An 18,591-nucleotide genomic window follows, 5' to 3' on the forward strand; every position below is an offset into this window, starting at 1 on the left:
ATGTTCCGCTACACCAAGCTCACCCTGCTCCGCGAGATCGGCCTCTGGGCCCTCGCCCTGCTGTTCCTCGCACCGTTCTACTTCCTGGTCACTACGGCCCTGAAGCCCGCCAACGAACTGTTCACCACGTCAGCCCTGGCCCCGCCAGTCCATCCGGATTTCAGCAACTTCGTTGCCGTCCTGTCCGCCAAGGGGAACTCCAACGTGGTGATGGGCCTGGCCAACAGTGCCATCATCACCGCCGGCAGCATCCTGGGGCTGGTGGCCCTCGGGTCCGTCACCGGCTATGTGATCTCCCGCAGCACCAGGCGGTGGAGCAAAGCCGCCTACTACCTGTTCCTGGTGGCCATCATCCTTCCGGGCCAGCTCGGGGCGGTGCCGCTGTACATGGGCGCCCGCGCGCTGGGCCTTACCGGCTCGGCCTGGGGCCTGATCGTGCTGTACACGGGCATGCTCCTGCCGCTCTCGATCTTCCTCTACTCCAATTTCTTCCGCGGCCTGGGCACGGACTATGAGGAGGCAGCAACAATCGACGGCGCCAGCAGGTCCCAGGTCTTCTCCAAGGTGGTGTTCCCCATGATGGCCCCGGCCACGGGTACGGTCACCATTTTCGCCGGGCTGATTGTGTGGAACGACTTCTTCACGTCCCTGATCTTCCTGGGCGGCTCCGCCAACCAGACCCTGCCGGTGGCGATGTACTACTACATCGGTTCCCTGGTGTCCCAGTGGAACTCGATCTTCGCCATCGTGATCGTGTCCATGATCCCCATCCTGGTCCTGTTCCTCTTCGCCCAGAAACGCTTCATCCAGGGCTTCTCCGGCGGCCTGAAGGGCTGATCACCCATGACAGCCAACCGCGCAGCGTTCGAACGCTTCGTGGAACTCTTCTACACCCAAAAACGGGTCCGCGAAGCGTTCAACTACCACGTCGCCGAGCAATACATCCAGCACAACCCCACCATCGAGGACGGGCCGGAGCCGGCCATCGCGGCCCTCACGCCAAAGTTCGACGACGCACCGGAGAACCGTTTCGACGTCCAGCGGATCCTGGTGGACGGCGACCTCGCCATGGTCCATGTCCGTGCATCGGGGCCGGGCCGGCCCGATGCTGCAGTGGTGGATCTCTACCGCTTCGAGGACGGCCGGATCGCGGAGCACTGGGACGTGCTTCAGCCCGTCCCGGACCGTGCCGTCCATGACCATCCCATGTTTTAGCGCCCTCCCATAGCCCCGCCATGCATGGCCCAAATTTCAGCAGAATCCACTTCTTCAGGAGACACCCATGTACCAGCTCGCACCCAACATCGACCTCTTGTTCTCGGAAGCCGGCGACAGCGCGGCCGACCGCGTCCGGGCTGCAGCCGCTGCCGGCTTCGACGCCGTCGAGATGTGGGGCCCCACCGGCAAGGACATCCCGGCCCTCAAGGAGGCACTTGAGGAAACCGGTGTCCAGCTCACCGCCCAGCTGGCCGAGCCCCGTATGCAGTTCATGATCCCGCCGAAGAACCATGAACCCTTCTACGAGGGCCTCGACGCCGGCGTCAAAGTGGCACAGGAACTGGGCTGCCCGCGGATCGTCGTGGGCAGCGGCACCGGGTTCGGTGGCCGGAAACGGCAGGACCAGCTGGACGAACTGATTGAAATCTTTGCCAAGGGCGTGGCCCACATCGAAGGCTCCGGCATCACCTTGGTCCTGGAGCCGGTCAACGTGCGGGTAGACCACCCCGGAGCCCTGCTCGACCGGACATCGGAGGCTGTCTACATCGCCAAGGGCGTCAACTCGCCCAGCTTCGGTGTCCTGTACGACCTCTACCACTCCACGGTGGAAGGCGAGGACGTCGCCGCCGAGCTCGCGAATGCCGGCGGCGTGATCAAGTACGTCCAGATTGCCGATGCGCCGGGCCGCGGGGAACCGGGCTCCGGGTCCATCGACTGGGCCGCGCGGCTCGCCGATCTGCAGGCCAGCGGCTATGCCGGTCCCGTTGGGCTCGAGTACTACCCCACCATCGAGTCCGCAAAGTCCGTCCGGCGGATCCAGGAATTGGTGGCAGGGCGGTGAGCGGCAGCCGCTACCCCGCCGCCGTTGATGTGGCAATCGTCGGCAGCGGTCCCACCGCATCCGCGTATGCCCGCATCCTCAGCGAACGGGCACCGGAGGCCACCCTTGCCATGTTCGAGGTGGGCCCCACTGTGAGCAGCCCGCCCGGCTCCCACGTCAAGAACATTGAGGACCAGGAGCGACGCACGCTCGCCCAGCGGGCATCGGAAGGTCCTGGCGCTGGAGCCGAGACCGTGAGTTCCCCGGGAGCCGTCAAGAGCGGCGAACGCCGTGCCCGCCCGGGCACCTATCTGCTGCAGGACGGCTACGCCTTCCCTGGCGAGGACGGTATGCCTGTTGCTGCCATGTCCAGCAACGTGGGCGGAATGGCCGCCCACTGGACGGCCGCGTGCCCCCGGCCCGGAGGCAAGGAGCGCATCGGTTTCCTTCAGGACCTGGAACAGCTGCTCCAGGAGGCCGACCGCCTCCTGGGTGTCACCACCACCGCCTTCGAGGGCGCGCCGTTCTCCGGCCTGGTCCATGACCGCCTTTCCGCAGCCATTGATGACGGACGCAGGCCGGAATTCCGCGTCCAGCCCATGCCGCTCGCCGTGCACCGGCGGGACGACGGTCGGCTCGTATGGTCGGGATCCGACGTCGTCATGGGGGATGCCACACGGGAGAACCCGCGGTTCGACCTGTTTGACGAGTCCCTGGTCCGGCGCGTGCTGGTGGACGGCGGCCGGGCCGCAGGCATCGAGGTGGAGGACCGCCGCACCGGCGAAACACACCGCATCGCCGCGCGGTACGTGGTGGTCGGCGGCGATGCCCTCCGCACCCCGCAGCTCCTGTGGGCCTCCGGGATCCGTCCCGATGCCCTGGGCCGGTACCTCAACGACCAGCCGCAGGTGGTCTTTGCCAGCAGGCTCCGCAACGTCGCCCCGGGCGAGGCGCAGCACCGCGCGGCCGGCGCCCTCAGTGAGCAGAGCGGCGTCACCTGGGTGCCCTACACGGACGACATGCCCTTCCACGGACAGATCATGCAGCTGGACGCCTCGCCCATCCCGTTGGCTGACGACGACCCCGTGGTTCCCGGCTCGATCGTGGGACTGGGCCTGTTCTGCGCCAAGGACCTCCAGCGGGAGGACAGGGTGGCGTTCGACGACGGCACCCTGGACAGCTACGGCATGCCCGCCCTGCGCATCCACTACCGCCTTACGGACAAGGACCGGGACGTGCTGGAGCGGGCCAAGCGGGAGATCCTCCGGCTGGGAAAGGCAGTGGGGGAGCCGCTTGACGATCGGCCCTTCGTCCTCCCGCCGGGCGCCTCGCTGCACTACCAGGGCACGACCCGCATGGGGGAGTATAACGACGGCACGAGCGTGTGTTCCCCGGACAGCGAGGTCTGGGATGTCCCCGGCCTTTTTGTGGCCGGCAATGGCGTCATTCCCACCGCCACAGCATGCAACCCCACCCTTACGGCCGTGGCGCTCGCTGTACGGGGGGCCCGGCGAATCGCTGTGGAACTGGACGGGACATCGGAAATGGCCAGCGCTTTACTTCTGTCAGATTCTGACAATAGAATGACTAAACAATGAAAAAGTGGTTCACGCCGCTTTCGGTAAGCAGGCAAGGCATGCCGCAGACAAGGAGGTCTCGATGATCGCCGACCGCATGATCGAGCAAGGAACACTCACCAGCACCGATGGCCGCACCGCCGTCGAGGTCTGCATCCCCTGGTACCGCGCGTTGCCCGGCTCGTGCATCGCCGGTGCCGCGCTCTCGGTGGACGGGGTTGCTGCACCCGCCGATTCATTGAGGTGGACCATGAACAACCGCACCTTCAGCTTCGATGAGCTGGTGGACGAGACCGGCGAGTGGTGGTTCCCGCTGGACTCGGCTGTCCTTTCCGGTGAGCTTCCCGTCGATGACCCCCAGGCCGAGCATGAAGTGCGGGTAGACCTGAAGCTCTACATCCCGTACATCATCACCGACCACGGCGTGCTGCATATCGAAGAGCACGACACCAAGACCATGAAGGTGGCACAGCGATGACCAACCTTGGCACGCCCATCCAGGGCGTCACCCTCTACAGCTTCACCCGGGCCTTCCATGGCCGGCAGTACGACCTCGACGGCCTGATCCGCAAGGTGGCTGCGGAGGGCTTCGGCCCGGGGCTGGAAGTTATCGGCTTCTCGAGCCTCCGCGGCTTTCCGGACCACATCGACGACACTTTCGTGGGCCACTTCCGGGACCTCGTGGCCGAGGTGGACCTGGTGCCCACCTCGCTCGCCGTCAACGTTGACACCGGCCTGCGCCGCGACCGTCTCATGAACCATGACGAACTGGTCGAATACATGCGCACGCAGATCGAGGTGGCCGCCCGCCTGGGCTTCCCGATCGCCCGGGTCCAGATTTCCCTGACGCCGGATGCCATGGAAAGCCTGCTCCCGGTCGCGGAGCAGTACGGCGTCACCCTCGCCCTTGAGGTCCACGCGGACCAGCACGGCGCCCACGAACGCATCCTGGCCCTGCGGGACCGGTACGAGAAGCTGAACTCGCCGCTGCTCGGGTTCACCGCCGACTGGGGTGCCACCGTCACCGGGTTCGCCCCATCGCTCCTGGAGGCCTACCGGCGCCGCGGTGCCTCCGAGGAACTGCTGCAGCAGGTCGTGGAGATGTGGAACGGCTTCTACGCGGAAGGGCCGCCGAACACCCAAAAGGTACACGGCGAACGGTTCGGTGCTTTCATCGGCCTCGCAGCGCGGAACGGCCGCCCGGACCTCGGCATCGATTTCGGCATCAACGGCACCGGGCTCTTCGGTCCGGCGCCACTGGACACCTGGCTGGAAATCATGCCGTGGGTCCGCCACGTCCACGGCAAGTTCTTCGGGATTGACGAGAACGGCGAAGAGCCCTCGGTACCGGTCCGTGGCCTTGTCCGCCAACTGGTGGAAAACGGGTACTCCGGTGCGATCTCCAGCGAATACGAAGGTTGGCACTGGAACAACTGGGAGGACCCGTTCGACATCATCCGCGGCGAGCAGGCCGTCCAGCGGTCCGCCGCCGAAGACGCCGGCTCCGCCATGATTACGGACGCCGCCGAAGCCCGCCGCATCCTCAACAGCCACCTCGCCCAGCCCGTCCGCGGCTGACAGGAAAGGAACAGAAGACATGCCAGAAGGAATCGCCGGCTCGGGCATCGAGCTGGGCATCACCCTCTACTCACTCACCTCTGAATTCGCAGCCGGGCTCTACACGCCCGAGACCTTGATCAAGGCTGTGGCCGACGAAGGCCTCGGCCCCGGCGTGGAGTTCAACATCGCCCAGATGCTGCGCACCTACCCGGACGTGGACAACGACTTCGTGAAACTGTGGCGCGACAGCATGGACCGCTACGGCCTCACCCCCAGCGCCGTGGGCACCAACCTGGATATGGGCCGCCGCAAGGACCGGGACATGACCCCGGACGAGGAATACGACTTCTTTGCGCGCCAGCTCAAGACTGCGAACACGTTGGGCTTCCACAAAATCGTCATCCGTTCCGCCGGCAAGGAACTCCTCCGCCGGCTCCTTCCGCTGGCCGAGCAGTACGACCAGAAGCTCGGATACGAGATCCATGCGCCACAGGGCCCCAACGATCCGAAGATCCTGCAGATCCGCGAGATGTACGAGGAACTGGGCAGCGACCGCCTGGGCTTCACGGCGGACTTCAGCTCCACCATGCACAGCCTCTCGCCCACCCTGTTCCGCACGCTGACACAGATGGGCCTGCCGGAGGAACACTTCGCCGTCATGCAGGACATCTGGCGGAAGCCCCTGCCCATGCAGGAACGCAACCAGGAGTTCGAGGACTACCTGCGGGAGAACAACTTTGACCCCGCCCGGCTGGGCCCGTTCACCAGGTTGGCGTTCAACATGCACGGACTGGTTCCGCCGGAGGAATGGCTGGACATCATGCCGCAGATGTTCCACGTGCACGCCAAGTTCTACGACATCGACGCCGAGGGCAATGAACCCGCCATGGACATCCCGCGGATTGTGCGCCAGTTCGTCAAGGGCGGCTACCAGGGCTTCCTGTCCAGCGAATGGGAGGGACACGCTTTCGCCGACCTCGGCGAATCCGATCCGATCGACCTGGTCAAGAAGCAGCACGCCCTGATGCGCCAGGCCATCGAAGATTCCGCCGGCGCTGACGAAATTGACTCCCACCCGACCCTGGTCCAGACCTCCAAGTAAGGAAAGCCCATGGCAACACACAATTCCCTGTTCCAGGACACCGACGTCCGCAGGCACCCCGATGGCATCGCCGTGTCGGTGCAGCTGCCCTGGTACCGCAGCCTCTGGCTGTCCGCTGTTGATGACGTCGCGGCGACCGTCAACGGGACAGCCATTCCCAAGGAATCCCTCCGGTTCGAGCTGCAGGGGACCTCCTACTCCATCGCGGAGCTTCCGGAGCAATGGGAGACGCTGTGGTTCGTCGCGGACAAGCCGGAGATCATCATTCCGCTGGACCGCGTCCCCGGGGCCGGCGAGGAGATCGACGTCGAGGTTATCCTGACGCTCCGCCTGCTCTACATGCAGATCGCCCCCATGCATTACGTGGGGAACCGGGTGGCCGTGGACCGGAAGGTAGTGCTGGCATGAAACGCCTGCGCGTGGCCATGATCGGCTACGGCTTCATGGGCGCGGCGCATTCCCAGGGCTGGCGTACCGCGCCCCGCGTCTTCGACCTGCCGGTGGAGCCGGAGATGGCCGTGGTGGTGGGCAGGAACGCCGACGCCGTCGCTGCCGCCGCCAGGAAGTGGGGGTGGGCGGAGTCCGCCACCGACTGGCGGGACGTGATCGCACGGGAAGACATCGACGTCGTCGACATTGTCACCCCCGGCGACTCGCACGCCGAAATAGCGATCGCCGCGCTGGAGGCCGGCAAGCACGTCCTGTGCGAGAAGCCGCTGGCAAATACGGTGGCCGAGGCCGAAGCGATGGCAGAGGCTGCGGAGCGTGCCGCGGTCCGCGGGATCCGCGCGATGGTGGGCTTCACCTACCGCCGCGTTCCGGCCGTGACCCTCCTCCGGAACCTCATCGCCGAAGGGGCCGTGGGCGCGGTCAACCAGGTGCGTGCCTCCTACCGCCAGGACTGGCTGGTCGACCCGAAGATGCCACTGGCCTGGCGGCTGCAGAAGGAACATGCCGGGTCAGGGGCCCTGGGCGACATCGGTGCGCATGCGATCGACCTGGCCCAGTTCGTCACCGGGCTGGCACTGGAAAAGGTCTCCGGCACCGTCGGCACCATCGTCAAGGAGCGCCCGCTGCTGGATTCCGGCTCCGGCCTTTCCGGCGCGGCCGGCGCCGGGTACGGCACAGTGACCGTTGACGACATCGCCATCTTCACCGGCCGGTTCGAGACCGGGGCGCTCGCGTCCTTCGAAGCGTCCCGGTTCGCCACCGGGCGGAAGAACGCACTGCAGATCGAGGTCTCCGGGGACAAGGGCGCGCTCGCCTTCGACCTTGAAGACCTCAACAGCCTCGACTTCTACGACCGCACCGCACCCGCTGACCGGCAGGGTTTCCGGAAGGTCCTGGTCACCGAGGCCGGGCACCCGTATCTTTCGGGCTGGTGGCCCGCCGGCCACATGCTCGGGTATGAGCACGGGTTCTCCCACCAGGTGAAGGACCTCGTGGAGGGCATTGCGGACGGCATCGACCCGCATCCGACGTTCGCCGACGGGCTTCAGATCCAGCGGGTGCTCGAGGCCGTGGAGCGCAGTTCCCACAATGATTCCGCCTGGACGCGGGTCGCCGCCGGCGTCACCGCCGCGGCGCTATAGGAGGAGATGTACGTGGCACGACCAATCACCCTGTTCACCGGCCAGTGGGCCGACCTGCCGTTCGAGGAGGTGGCCCGGCTGGCCGGAGAATGGGGCTACGACGGACTCGAGATCGCCTGCTGGGGCGACCACCTTGACCCGTGGCGCTGGGATGACGACGCCTATGTGCAGGGCAGGCTGGACATCCTGGAGCGCAACGGACTCAAAGCCTGGACCATCTCCAACCACCTCAAGGGCCAGGCAGTCTGCGACGATCCGATCGACGAACGGCACCGCGGCATCCTTCCGGATGCGGTGTGGGGTGACGGCGACCCTGAGGGCGTCCGCCGCCGTGCGGCCGAGGAACTGAAGAACACCGCCCGGCTTGCGGCCAGGCTTGGGGTGAAGACGGTGACGGGCTTCACGGGCTCGTCCATCTGGAAGTACGTCGCGATGTTCCCGCCTGCAACGGAAAAGATGGTCGACGCCGGCTACCAGGACTTCGCGGACCGCTGGAACCCGATCCTTGACGTCTTCGACGAGGTGGGTGTCCGGTTCGCCCATGAAGTCCACCCCTCTGAGATCGCCTACGACTACTGGACAACCCAGCGCACGCTTGAAGCCATCGGGCACCGGGAAGCCTTCGGGCTGAACTGGGACCCCAGCCACATGGTGTGGCAGGACATCGACCCCGTCGGCTTCCTGTGGGACTTCAAGGACCGCATCTACCACGTGCACTGCAAGGACACGAAGAAGCGCCTCACCAACGGCCGCAACGGGCGCCTCTCGTCCCACCTGCCGTGGGCGGATCCGCGCCGGGGCTGGGACTTCATCTCCACCGGCCACGGTGACGTGCCCTGGGAGGACGCCTTCCGGATGCTCAACTCCATCGGCTACCGCGGACCCCTGTCCGTGGAGTGGGAGGACGCCGGCATGGACCGCCTTGACGGCGCTCCCGAAGCGCTGGAGTTTGTCCGCCGGCTCTCCGGATACGAGCCCTCGGCGGCCGCCTTCGATGCCGCCTTCAGCACCAAGTAGCAGCAACACGCAGGAATTGCCGGCCCGGGACATCCCAGGCCGGCAATTCTGGTTAACAGTCCGGCAGCTCTGGTTGGCCGGACTACCCGCCCGCCAACGCATTCTCCGCCAGCGCCAAGTGCCGCCGCGTCATGTCAGTGGGGTCATCACCCAGCCATTCGTGGCCACCCCACTCGCTGGTCAGTGTGCCCGTGAACCCGTTCCGGCTGAGGAGGCCCCCGAGATCCCGCAACGGCTGCGAAACCCGCCCGCCGTCGTCGTCCAGGTCCCAGAATTTCAGGTGGAAGGCACCCGCCAGTGGCAGGATCCCCTGAAGGTCGCCGGCTTCGCTCCGGCCAAAGCGGATGAGCAGGTTCATAAAGAGGGTGTGGATTCGCGGCGGTACCCCGCCTGCCCGGAGCAGTGCGTGTATTGCCCCGGCGGTGGCCGGATCCCGCCACTCTTCGGCCAGGCGCTTCAGAAGGTCCGGACCGACGCCGCCCTTCCCCAGTTCCTCGAGGTAGCTGACAGGAAGTGCCGGCATCAGCATGCTGATGTCCACCAGGACACGGATGCGCCTATCTCCGAGCGCCGCGATCGCCTCGAGGGCCGGAGCAACTGCTGGGCTGTCCGGAGCCTGCTGGCCCTGGACCTCCTCATACAGCACCAGATCCAGGTCGTGAAGAAGCGGCTGCACCAATGCCAGGAGCTGCGGGCCGGCCTGCCCGAGGGGAAGCCGAACCCCGCCGGCACCCACCCGGCGGGCCGCCACCAGCTGCGGCACCAGGAAGTCCAGCCGCTCCTGCAGCGTGCGGCGCCGGGTGGGCGACATGAAGTCGTCCAGGCTCGCACCCACGATGCTGATACGCCCGCCCTCCCCAGCCAGGGCATCCCGCAGCGCGTCCACCTCGGCGTGCTCGGGATCAGGGAACGAGCGCCACACGAGGCCGGGCTCAAGTTCCACCGTGCCTTACTGCTGTTGCGGGCGGCTTTGAGTTGCGGCTCGGCCTGCCCTGGATCCGCTCCATGCCGCTTTCGAGCATCATTGGCTTGGCGGTGGAGGTCGACGGCGGCACGGTTCCGCCAGGAGGGCTGGCGGTGGTTTTGGGGGTGCGGCGCGTGCCGCCGGCTGCGCTGCAGGAGGAAGCCGGATGGTGGTTTGTCCAGGACCGGCTGGTGGTGCATTGCGGGCACGGGCTCGCCGGCGGCAGCCATCTCATTGCCGTTGATTTCCAGCTTTTGGTGCCCTACCTGGAGGCCGCTCCCGGCCGGCCGCTGGTGCTGCCATTCCATGTCGAAGCCCGGCTGGACCCACTCCACGCGGTGCTGCCTGGCGCCTCGCGCGACGTGGCCTGACCGGAGCCCCCTGCTGCCGGCCCTTGCGGGGCTAGGCCGGCACTGCCTCACGTTCCGGTGAGGGGTGCCCGTCGGCGAACCAGCGGGGGAAGGTGATGTCGAACAGTTGCTCACGGGCCAGTTCCGCTCCGCCGCGCAGCGGTTCCCGCTCATCGTTCACGGACAGCGTGATGGTGAGGTCCCGTGTGGCCAGGGGCAGTGACAGTTCATAGACGCGCTGGCGGACCTCGGCAAGGAATACCTCTCCCGCAGAGGCAATGGCGCCGCCGATGACGATGACGCCTGGATTGAACATATTCACCAGGGCGGAAATGGTCTCGCCTGCAACGTGCGCTGACTTCTGGATGAGCCCGATGGCCAGCGGGTCGCCCGCCTGCGCCGCGAGGGTAATGTCCTCCAGGTTGAGGGGACCCTTCTTTGCCCGGCCTGCCAGGGATGTGGCGACGCCGTCCTTGATGGCCTGTTCGGCATCCCGCACCAACGCCCAGCCGCCGGCGACCGCCTCCAGGCAGCCGACTTTTCCGCAGCGGCACGGCACGTCGGAGTCGGATACCCGGACGTGGCCGATATCCCCGGCTGCCCCGTTGGCGCCACGGTGGATCCTGCCTTTCGACAGGAGGCCCGCGCCCACCCCGGAGCCGATCTTGCAGTAGATGAGGTCCGTCAGGGAGTCGCGTCGGCGGGCGCGCTCGCCGAGGGCCAGCAGGTTGGAGTCGTTATCCACCCAGACGGGGGCGTTGAAGCGCCCCTCGAACGGCGTGCGGACATCGAAGCCGTTCCAGCCGGGCATGATGGGCGGCGCTACGGGTTGCCCGGTGGCGAAGTCGACGGGGCCCGGGAGGCCCACCACCACTCCCCATACAGGTACTTCCGGATGTTTCCTGAGGACGTCGTCAACGAGGGACATGACGGCATTGATGGTTTTTACCGGCCCCTGGGCGATGTCCCACGTGCGGTGGGCATGGTCTATCACGTCGCCGTCGAGGGCGGTGATGCCCACCCTGATGTGTGCCGCTCCAAGGGCGCAGATGATGATGCGACCCTGCTCGGAGCGAAAGCGCAGGGTCCGCGGGGCGCGGCCCCCGGATGAGGCGCCGAAGTCGCCATCCCCAAGGAACCCGATCGAGATGGCCTGGTCCACGCGCTGGCTGACGACGCCTCTTCCCAGGCCGGTGACCTTGCCGATTTCCGGCCGGGTGGTGGCTTCCCCCGTCCGCACAAGGTTGACGATGCGCAGCAGGCTGGTCACTTCATCCGTCTGTGCCCCAAAGCGGAGGGTGGAGTCTGTCGTCATGGCACCAATTCTCACACATGGAGGCCGACTAAAGTACGCATTGCCATAAGAATAGCGCAAATTGACCATACTTATGAATAATAAGAACAAAAGAGGAGGTTGCCATGCCCTGGAATGTCGGGATCCTGGGGGCTGGCCCAGGCGTTTCCGCGCTGCATCTGCCCGTCCTGGGACAGCTGCAGGAGCTCTTCACGGTGGTGCACATTGCCGACTCCGGAAGCGGCCGCGCCCGGGCCCTGGCCGAACGGACCGGTGCCCGTTGCTCAACAGGGGAGCAGGACCTGCTCGAGGACCAGCGCGTGGACGTGGTGGCCATCTGCAGTCCGCCGGCCCAGCATTCCCGTCAGATCCTGGCGTCAGTGGCCGCTGGAAAACGCGCCATCTTTTGCGAGAAGCCGCTGGCTACCACCCGCCAGGAGGCCGAGGCGGTGATCGAGGCCTTCCGGGCCGCCGGTGCCATCCTGATGGTGGGGACGAACCACCTCTTCGACGCCGCATGGGGGCGTGCCAGGCACCGGCTGGTGGCACTGGAAGGCAAGGTGCAGGCAGTTTCCGTTACGTTGGCGCTTCCGCCCAACGAGAGGTACCACCAACTCGTGGCGGAGGGTGGTCCGTTCCAGGCCGCCCGCCGCGACGCTCCCGATGTCCGGGACCCCGCAGTCTCGGCCGGTGTCCTGCGGCAACTGCTGACGGGCCTGGCCATCCATGACCTGCCCGCGGTGCGGGACATTGCGCCCGGAATCGACGAGGTTGTCTACGCGCGGCTGGTGCCGCCGATCGGATACCTGGTGGGATACCGCGCCGGCGACGTGCTGGTCCAGCTGGCACTCACCATGCTGCCGGACGGGCCGGATGCCCTCTGGCGGATGGCCATCACCACCTCCCATGACCGCATCGAGGTGGACTTTCCGCCGGCTTTCGTGCACGCCGGAAGCGCCGCTGTCCGGGTGCGCAGCGTGGACGGACGGTGGACTTCTTATCGGCGCCAGCCCGTGGACGGGTACGTGGCGGAGTGGCGCCTGCTGGCATCCCTCCTTGAGGGGGATGTGCCCGTGGAATACGACGAAGTGCTGGCCGATTCGCACTATGCCGTGGACCTCGCCAACGCTGCTGCCGCCAGGATCCTGGAAGGTGCAGGGCAATGACGGCGACCGGCCGCAGGCTCGGCGTTTTCACCCGCCTGCCGTCCTACCTGGGTGCGGCTGCCGGGCTTTCGGCCGCTCTCATTCCCGCTGGGGAACCTGACGGCGCGGTGGTGGTGGTCCCTGGATCGGGCGACTGGTTGCAGGGCATGCTTGCCGCCCGGAACCAGGGGGCGGCGGCGGTAATCATTGCCGATCCCAGGGTGCTTCCACGCGAAAATCCCGACGCCGGATGCTGGCCCGGGGACATCCCTGTGGTGGTCGACCGTCCACGCCTGCGCCCCGACGTCGTCGCGGACGCCGTGCAGGCAAGGCGTGGGCACCAGGCCCGGGCCGTCACGGTGGAATGCGCCGCGCCTGCGGCCGAACTGGAAGCGGTGGTCAGCGATGGCTTCGGTTGGGTCCGCTCCCTCGGGGAGGGGCCTTTGGCGCTCCGGGCGGCCGGCGGCGCCTCGCTTGGCCTGATTGCACTGATGGACGTGCAGTCCGCGGGCGCAAGCCTTCCAGCAACTCTTGCGGGAACTGCCCTGGGCGGGGGACGTGGCCCCGGGGGCCTCCTCCAGGTGCTCGCCCTTGGTGAGGTGCGGACGGAGGTGGTTGTGGACCAGCCTGCCGGGTCAGTCCGGGTGGAAACCTCCACGGCGGACGGAATCCTGAAGGCGGCTGAACGCTACGAGTCCCCGGCCCGCCTTGCGCTGCGCCGCGCTCTTGATTCCTGGCGGTCCGGGGACCCTGCGGCGGATCTGGAGGAGTTGCTGGCGGACCAGGCGCTGGCCCGGGAAGTCCTCCAGGTGCCGCGGAACCAAGGTGTCTAAACCAAGCAATCTTTTGTTGCTTTCCAACTTAAGTGGCGGTAGGCTCATCAATGGCGCCGGGGTTCCCCGCGGACCCGTTCTCCGTCGTGATGGTGCGCCGGAGGCACACCACGTCGCGCCGACGGCCCGATCGTTCGGGCAGACCACTATGCCACTCTCTCCCGTAAGACTCCGTCTCCTGGTCGCTTCGCTGTTGACCGTTTCCTTCCTCGGTGCGCTGGACCACACCGTGGTTTCCACTTCCCTGGCAACCATTTCCGGCGAACTGGGCGCGCTGCAGCTCATGAGCTGGGTGGTGGTCGGCTACACCCTGGCCAGCACCGTCCTGCTCCCCGTGCTCGGCAAGCTGGGCGACGTGCTCGGCGCCCGGCGGATCTTCCTGGTCTCCCTGGTGATCTTCCTTGCCGCTTCCCTTGCCTGCGGTTTCGCCACGGACATCGCGTGGCTGATTGCAGCCCGCGTGCTGCAGGGCATGAGCTCAGCGGGCCTGCAGCTGATGTCGCAGACCATCATTGCGCGGGTCACCACGCAGCGGGAACGGCCCCGCCATATGGCCATCATCGGCGCAGCATTTCCTATCGCCATCCTGGTTGGCCCCGTCCTGGGCGGTGCCATCACTGATTACTGGGGCTGGCAATGGGTCTTTTGGATCAACATCCCTGTGGGCGCGGCCGCCTTTGCCTTCGCGCTGGTTGCCGTTCCCCGCCTGGAACCAGGGCCGGCGCCCCGGAGCTTTGACATCGCCGGCGCCGCCGTCTTCACCACCGCACTGGTAGCCCTGGTGCTGGCCGCCTCCTGGGCCGCTGACCAGAGCGGCGGGGCGACGGCCCTGACCGCGCTGGCGGTCAGTGTCGCCGGTTTCATCGCTTTCTTCCTGATCGAACGGCGTGCTCCTGAGCCCATCATTCCGCTGTACTTCTTCGCCAACCGCACCATCGCCGCCGGCACGGCGCTCTCGGCGATCATCGGCGTCGGACTCTTCTCCATCACCGCCTACCTGCCCACGTACTTCCAAATGGCGTACCGGACCACCGCTACGGTGTCCGGCCTGGTCCCCATCGCCACCGTCTTCGGGATGCTTGCCAGCAACCTGCTGACCGGATGGCTGGCAAGCCGCACCGGGCGGTACCGGATCTTTCCCATCGTTGGCACCATCCTGGGAGCGGCCGGCCTGCTGGTCATGGCGCTGCTGCCCGCGGGCCTTCCGCTCTGGGCACCCATGATGGTGATGGCGGGTGTGGGCATGGGCACTGGCGCGTTCATGAGCCTGATCGTCGCCGTCGTCCAAGGAGCCGCGCCGGCCAGCCAGACCGGCACCATCACGGCCACCATCAACCTGGTGCGGCAGGTGGGATCGACAGTGGCGACGGCGGTCATCGGCGGTGTGGTCGGCTCAGGTGTCGCCGCCCTCCTGCCGGCGGGGCTGGACGCGTCAACGCTGACGCCGCACCAGGTGCACGGGGCGTCCGCGGCAGTCCAGGCCAGCGTCGCGCAGATCTACGGCACCGTCTTCACCCCCATCTTCATCGCGCTGGCCGCCGCCTACGCCCTGGGGATTGTGGCGGCTGTCCTGCTCCCGCACGGGCGCCTCTCCGACGAACCTGTCCCCGCAACCCGCACGCCTTCCGAAACCCTTCCGGCCTGATCTCAAAGGAGACATCATGTCCAATCCCACCATTGCCGTTGTCGGCAGCGGCCCCATCGGATCCACCTACGCCCGTGTGCTGCTGGAGCAGGCCCCGAACGCTCGCGTGATCATGTTTGAAGCCGGACCCCAGCTGACCGCCGTGCCCGGGGAGAGCGTCCGGAACATCCCGGACCCGGCCGAAAAGGCGCGGGCCCGGGAGATGTCCCAGGGCCCCCAGGCCGGCGCGTACCGGGAGTCACTCGGCATCCCCGCCGCAACCGTCACCGAGGGCATGTTCACCGCACGCCAAGGCACTCACCTACTGGACTTCGGCGGAGTTGGCTCCGCCCACGCACCATCCTTCCCGGCCGCGGCTGCCGCCACCAACGTGGGCGGCCAGGGTGCCCACTGGACCTGCGCGACGCCGTCCCCCGCTTTCAGCGAAAAGGTGGCCTTCATCGGGGATGACGAGTGGGACAGCCTGATCGAGGAAGCCAAGGGGCTGCTGCACGTCCACAGCGCCGCGTTCGCGGATTCCAAGGTCGGGGAAGCCATCCGCCGCCTGCTGGACGGGGAGTTCGGGGCGGAACTGCCCGAAGGCTACGGCGTGGGCACGCTCCCGGTGGCCGGGGACCCGCAGCCGGACGGGTCCGTGCGCTGGGCAGGGGCCGACGTCGTCCTCGGGCCCCTGGCGGATAAAACCAGCCCGCTCTCCCAACGGTTCGAACTCCGCGACCTGACCCTGGTGCGCCGCGTGGAACTGGACGGGCACCGCGTCACCGGCGTCACCGTCCACGACCTGCGCACGGGCGATGAGTCATTCGTACCCGCCGACGTGGTGGTGGTGGCGGCGGACGCCTTCCGCTCCCCGCAGCTCCTGTGGGCCTCCGGCGTCAGGCCCAAGGCGCTGGGCCACTACCTGACTGAACACCCGGTGGTGATCTCCACTGTTGCCCTGGACGCCGACAAGATGAAGCAGTTCGCCACTGAGGAGGACCTCGACGCGGAACTGGCCCGGCGTGCCCAGAACCCGGCGGACCCGGTGGCGGCCGTGAACCGTATCCCGTTCTCCGAGCCGGAGCACCCCTTCTCCGTCCAGGTGATGTACTCCGAGTCGACACCCTTCCCCATGGAGCCTGGTACGCCCTACTCCGACAACCGGTGGGGGTACGTCAACATGGGCTACGGCATGCGCAAGCATCCCCGCTACGAGGACGCGGTCACCTTCGATGAGGACGAACAAGACTACCGCGGCTTCCCGAACATGACCATCGAGTACGCCCTCACCGAGCGGGAGGAAAAGGAAATCGCGGAGGCCACCGAGCGGCTCCGGCGTGCCGGCAAGGCGCTGGGGGTATTCGTGGCGGAGCCCCGGCTCATGCCCAACGGCTCCAGCCTGCATTACCAGGGCACCATGCGGATGGGGGAGGCCGACGACGGGAGCTCGGTGGCTGATCCATGGTCACGGGTGTGGGGCTACGAGAACCTGGTGGTGGGCGGAAACGCGCTCATCCCGACGGCCACCGCCATGAACCCCACCCTGATGAGCGTGGCCATCGCCGTCCGCGGGGCACGGAAGATCGCCAAGGAGCTCTCGTAAACCAGCGGCGCCCACCGTGCGGCGGCGTGCCAGCCGGCGCCGCCGCACCGGCGGGGCACGGATAACCTGTGGGTATGAAGAACCTGGACCTGAACCTGCTGCCCCACCTGCAGGTCCTGCTGGAGCTGCGGAACATCACCAGGGCCGCGGAGCGGCTGCAGTTGAGCCAGCCTGCCACTAGTGCCGCGATGGCCAGGCTGAGGCGCCACTTCGACGACGAGCTCCTGGTCCGCAACGGCCGCACCTACGACCTCACGCCCTTCGCGCAGTCCCTGGTGCCCCTGGTCGACGAGGCGATGCTGCACATCCAGCGCGCCACCCGGATCCGGTCCGGCTTTGACGCTGCCACCAGTGAGCGTGAGTTCGTCATCGCGGCATCCGACTACGCAGCAGCGCTGATTGTGGGTCCGCTGCGCGGGATCCTTCAGGATGAGGCCCCGGGTGTGTCCGTCGATTTCGTTCCCACCACAGGCTTCCAGGGCCAGCTGGCGGACTATGCAAAGATCGACCTGCTCGTGGGACCTACCGGGTACCGGATGCAGGGCCTGAGCAAGCAGGTGTTCCGGGACAGCTTCGTGGCGGTCGTCGACGCCGGCAACCTGCTGCTGCAGCAGCCCAGACTGACTCTCGACGACCTCGCCACGGTGCCGCACGCCGTCGGCTACTTTGGCGAGGGGATCAGCACTCCGGCGGACAGGTTGTTCGAGGCCCGTGGCATCCAGCGCCGGGTGGCCGCGGTGGTGGCAGGGTTCCTGTCCCTCCCGCTGCTGGTGGAAGGGACCGACCTGGTGGCCCTGGTGCCCGGGATGCTGGCGGCCAGGGCCCAGCGGGGAGCCAACATCGCCGTCCTCCGGCTTGACGACGACGCGGAGGCATCCCTGGTGGAAGCCATGTACTGGCACCCGTCACAGGCCGAGGACCCCGCGAGCGTCTGGCTGCGCTCGGTGGTTCAGCGGTCCTGCTCCCGGCTGGAAGAGCTGTTTCCGGCCAGCACGCATCCCTTGACTATCCGCGGGGCGGATACCACCTAGACCCGGAACGCCGTTCCCGGCACGGACCTTCCCTGCAAAAGTCTTAGGGAAAGACCCTCCCGGAAGGAACCCCCATACCCGTTTCCACCCAGCGCCTGGCCGGCAAGACCGCCGTCATCACCGGAACGGCCAGCGGCCAGGGGAGGGCCGCCGCGCTGGCCTTCGCCGAGGCAGGAGCGTACGTGGTGGGCTGCGACATGGACGACGACGGCGCCGCGGCCACGGTCCGGACGGTCACCGGGGCCGGGGGACGGATGAGCAGTGCACGGGTGGATCTGACCGATGAGGCAGCGGTGGCGGCATGGGCTTCAGGCGTCGCCGCGCAGCACGGCCAGGTCCACATCCTGTACGCCAACGCCGCCGTCACCCGGTTCGCCCCTGTCGAGGAGCTCACGTATGCCGACTGGAAGTGGAACGTTGAGCACGAAATGGACGTGGTGTTCCTGCCGGTGAAGTATTTCTGGCCGCAGCTGGTCCAGGCGGGGAACGGCGCCATCGTCCTGGTGGGCTCCACCGCAGGCGTCACCGGGTCCATGACCAATGGCCGGCTGGCACACACCGCCACCAAGGGCGCAGTGGTGGCCATGACCAAACAGCTTGCTGCCGAAGGGGCGCGGCACGGGCTGCGCGTGAACGCCGTCAGCCCCGGAATGATCCGCACCGCTGCCACCGATGGCAACCTCCTCGCTGCCGGCCACCCCAGGCGGACCATCGCCGGCAGCATCCCGCTGGGGCGGATCGGCGCACCCGAGGAAGTGGCCAGGTGCGCGCTGTTCCTGGCCTCCGATGAAGCCTCCTACGTCACGGGGGCCAACCTGATGGTCGACGGCGGGTGGTCGGCAGTGCTGCCCGGCTGACCTT

Annotated in this window: 19 protein-coding genes; 17 read left to right on the forward strand and 2 right to left on the reverse strand. The window is 67.2% G+C overall.

From position 1 onward, the window contains the following. From VIK36_RS00780 to VIK36_RS00825, 10 genes are all read left to right on the forward strand, one after another. Positions 1-837, forward strand: coding sequence for a carbohydrate ABC transporter permease (locus VIK36_RS00780; protein WP_324643733.1), 837 nt, complete (start codon positions 1-3; stop codon positions 835-837). A 6-nt stretch (positions 838-843) separates the two neighbouring features. Further along, entirely contained in the window at positions 844-1,215 is a 372-nt protein-coding gene (locus VIK36_RS00785) for a nuclear transport factor 2 family protein (protein ID WP_324643734.1), read from the forward strand. Positions 1,216-1,282: 67 nt separating this feature from the next. Further along, positions 1,283-2,059: a TIM barrel protein gene (locus VIK36_RS00790; protein WP_255173960.1), complete on the forward strand. Its 777-nt coding sequence runs from the start codon at positions 1,283-1,285 to the stop codon at positions 2,057-2,059. Then, complete coding sequence (locus VIK36_RS00795) at positions 2,056-3,636, forward strand: GMC oxidoreductase (protein ID WP_255173961.1); 1,581 nt, start codon at positions 2,056-2,058, stop codon at positions 3,634-3,636. The genes VIK36_RS00790 and VIK36_RS00795 overlap by 4 nt, the downstream gene beginning before the upstream one ends. Positions 3,637-3,697: 61 nt before the next feature. Then, positions 3,698-4,093, forward strand: coding sequence for a C-glycoside deglycosidase beta subunit domain-containing protein (locus tag VIK36_RS00800; RefSeq protein ID WP_324645340.1), 396 nt, complete (start codon positions 3,698-3,700; stop codon positions 4,091-4,093). After that, entirely contained in the window at positions 4,090-5,193 is a 1,104-nt protein-coding gene (locus VIK36_RS00805) for a sugar phosphate isomerase/epimerase family protein (protein WP_255173962.1), read from the forward strand. Before VIK36_RS00800 ends, VIK36_RS00805 begins: the two co-directional genes overlap by 4 nt. 19 nt (positions 5,194-5,212) lie before the next feature. After that, positions 5,213-6,277, forward strand: a complete 1,065-nt coding sequence (locus tag VIK36_RS00810) for a sugar phosphate isomerase/epimerase family protein (protein ID WP_255173963.1) — start codon at positions 5,213-5,215, stop codon at positions 6,275-6,277. Positions 6,278-6,286: 9 nt separating this feature from the next. Next, on the forward strand, positions 6,287-6,685 hold the full coding sequence (locus VIK36_RS00815) for a C-glycoside deglycosidase beta subunit domain-containing protein (RefSeq protein ID WP_255173964.1): 399 nt from the start codon (positions 6,287-6,289) through the stop codon (positions 6,683-6,685). Beyond that, positions 6,682-7,869, forward strand: a complete 1,188-nt coding sequence (locus VIK36_RS00820; RefSeq protein ID WP_324643735.1) for a Gfo/Idh/MocA family oxidoreductase — start codon at positions 6,682-6,684, stop codon at positions 7,867-7,869. Before VIK36_RS00815 ends, VIK36_RS00820 begins: the two co-directional genes overlap by 4 nt. 12 nt (positions 7,870-7,881) lie before the next feature. After that, entirely contained in the window at positions 7,882-8,886 is a 1,005-nt protein-coding gene (locus VIK36_RS00825) for a sugar phosphate isomerase/epimerase family protein (protein WP_255173966.1), read from the forward strand. Positions 8,887-8,968: 82 nt separating this feature from the next. On the opposite strand, the gene VIK36_RS00830 is transcribed toward VIK36_RS00825, so the two are convergent. Then, complete coding sequence (locus VIK36_RS00830; protein ID WP_324643736.1) at positions 8,969-9,829, reverse strand: restriction endonuclease subunit R; 861 nt, start codon at positions 9,827-9,829, stop codon at positions 8,969-8,971. Between the two features lie 32 nt (positions 9,830-9,861). Between VIK36_RS00830 and VIK36_RS00835 the strand changes: the two genes are divergently transcribed. Further along, the gene (locus VIK36_RS00835; protein ID WP_324643737.1) at positions 9,862-10,221 is read left to right on the forward strand and encodes a hypothetical protein; all 360 of its coding nucleotides are present in this window, start codon (positions 9,862-9,864) and stop codon (positions 10,219-10,221) included. 31 nt (positions 10,222-10,252) lie between these two features. Here the strand turns inward: VIK36_RS00835 and VIK36_RS00840 are convergent, their stop codons facing one another. Then, a complete protein-coding gene (locus VIK36_RS00840; protein WP_324643738.1) occupies positions 10,253-11,515 on the reverse strand; it encodes an ROK family protein in 1,263 nt (420 codons plus the stop codon). Between the two features lie 104 nt (positions 11,516-11,619). Between VIK36_RS00840 and VIK36_RS00845 the strand changes: the two genes are divergently transcribed. The 6 genes from VIK36_RS00845 to VIK36_RS00870 all read left to right on the forward strand — a co-directional run bounded on the left by VIK36_RS00845 (position 11,620) and on the right by VIK36_RS00870 (position 18,587). Then, positions 11,620-12,660, forward strand: coding sequence for a Gfo/Idh/MocA family oxidoreductase (locus VIK36_RS00845; RefSeq protein WP_324643739.1), 1,041 nt, complete (start codon positions 11,620-11,622; stop codon positions 12,658-12,660). After that, positions 12,657-13,472, forward strand: coding sequence for a hypothetical protein (locus VIK36_RS00850; RefSeq protein WP_324643740.1), 816 nt, complete (start codon positions 12,657-12,659; stop codon positions 13,470-13,472). Before VIK36_RS00845 ends, VIK36_RS00850 begins: the two co-directional genes overlap by 4 nt. A 148-nt stretch (positions 13,473-13,620) precedes the next feature. Next, positions 13,621-15,117 (forward strand): MFS transporter, encoded by a 1,497-nt coding sequence (locus tag VIK36_RS00855; protein WP_420716238.1) that lies wholly within the window; start codon positions 13,621-13,623, stop codon positions 15,115-15,117. Positions 15,118-15,133: 16 nt separating this feature from the next. Continuing rightward, complete coding sequence (locus VIK36_RS00860; RefSeq protein WP_324643742.1) at positions 15,134-16,699, forward strand: GMC oxidoreductase; 1,566 nt, start codon at positions 15,134-15,136, stop codon at positions 16,697-16,699. Positions 16,700-16,773: 74 nt separating this feature from the next. Further along, complete coding sequence (locus VIK36_RS00865; RefSeq protein WP_255173973.1) at positions 16,774-17,730, forward strand: LysR family transcriptional regulator; 957 nt, start codon at positions 16,774-16,776, stop codon at positions 17,728-17,730. A 116-nt stretch (positions 17,731-17,846) separates the two neighbouring features. Beyond that, positions 17,847-18,587, forward strand: coding sequence for an SDR family NAD(P)-dependent oxidoreductase (locus VIK36_RS00870; protein WP_324645341.1), 741 nt, complete (start codon positions 17,847-17,849; stop codon positions 18,585-18,587). Positions 18,588-18,591 lie beyond the last annotated feature (4 nt).

The sequence above is a fragment of the Pseudarthrobacter sp. LT1 genome, from assembly GCF_035621795.1.
Lineage (GTDB): Bacteria > Actinomycetota > Actinomycetes > Actinomycetales > Micrococcaceae > Arthrobacter.

What these genes read in the sequence shown, in the direction of transcription:
- VIK36_RS00805 (WP_255173962.1), top strand. Translation starts at nt 4,090, where the DNA reads ATGACCAACCTTGGCACGCCCATCCAGGGCGTCACCCTCTACAGCTTC.
- VIK36_RS00855 (WP_420716238.1), top strand. Translation starts at nt 13,621, where the DNA reads ATGCCACTCTCTCCCGTAAGACTCCGTCTCCTGGTCGCTTCGCTGTTG.
- VIK36_RS00815 (WP_255173964.1), top strand. Translation starts at nt 6,287, where the DNA reads ATGGCAACACACAATTCCCTGTTCCAGGACACCGACGTCCGCAGGCAC.
- VIK36_RS00820 (WP_324643735.1), top strand. Translation starts at nt 6,682, where the DNA reads ATGAAACGCCTGCGCGTGGCCATGATCGGCTACGGCTTCATGGGCGCG.
- VIK36_RS00800 (WP_324645340.1), top strand. Translation starts at nt 3,698, where the DNA reads ATGATCGCCGACCGCATGATCGAGCAAGGAACACTCACCAGCACCGAT.
- VIK36_RS00845 (WP_324643739.1), top strand. Translation starts at nt 11,620, where the DNA reads ATGCCCTGGAATGTCGGGATCCTGGGGGCTGGCCCAGGCGTTTCCGCG.
- VIK36_RS00860 (WP_324643742.1), top strand. Translation starts at nt 15,134, where the DNA reads ATGTCCAATCCCACCATTGCCGTTGTCGGCAGCGGCCCCATCGGATCC.
- VIK36_RS00810 (WP_255173963.1), top strand. Translation starts at nt 5,213, where the DNA reads ATGCCAGAAGGAATCGCCGGCTCGGGCATCGAGCTGGGCATCACCCTC.
- VIK36_RS00865 (WP_255173973.1), top strand. Translation starts at nt 16,774, where the DNA reads ATGAAGAACCTGGACCTGAACCTGCTGCCCCACCTGCAGGTCCTGCTG.
- VIK36_RS00850 (WP_324643740.1), top strand. Translation starts at nt 12,657, where the DNA reads ATGACGGCGACCGGCCGCAGGCTCGGCGTTTTCACCCGCCTGCCGTCC.
- VIK36_RS00780 (WP_324643733.1), top strand. Translation starts at nt 1, where the DNA reads ATGTTCCGCTACACCAAGCTCACCCTGCTCCGCGAGATCGGCCTCTGG.
- VIK36_RS00840 (WP_324643738.1), bottom strand. Translation starts at nt 11,515, where the DNA reads ATGACGACAGACTCCACCCTCCGCTTTGGGGCACAGACGGATGAAGTG.
- VIK36_RS00790 (WP_255173960.1), top strand. Translation starts at nt 1,283, where the DNA reads ATGTACCAGCTCGCACCCAACATCGACCTCTTGTTCTCGGAAGCCGGC.
- VIK36_RS00785 (WP_324643734.1), top strand. Translation starts at nt 844, where the DNA reads ATGACAGCCAACCGCGCAGCGTTCGAACGCTTCGTGGAACTCTTCTAC.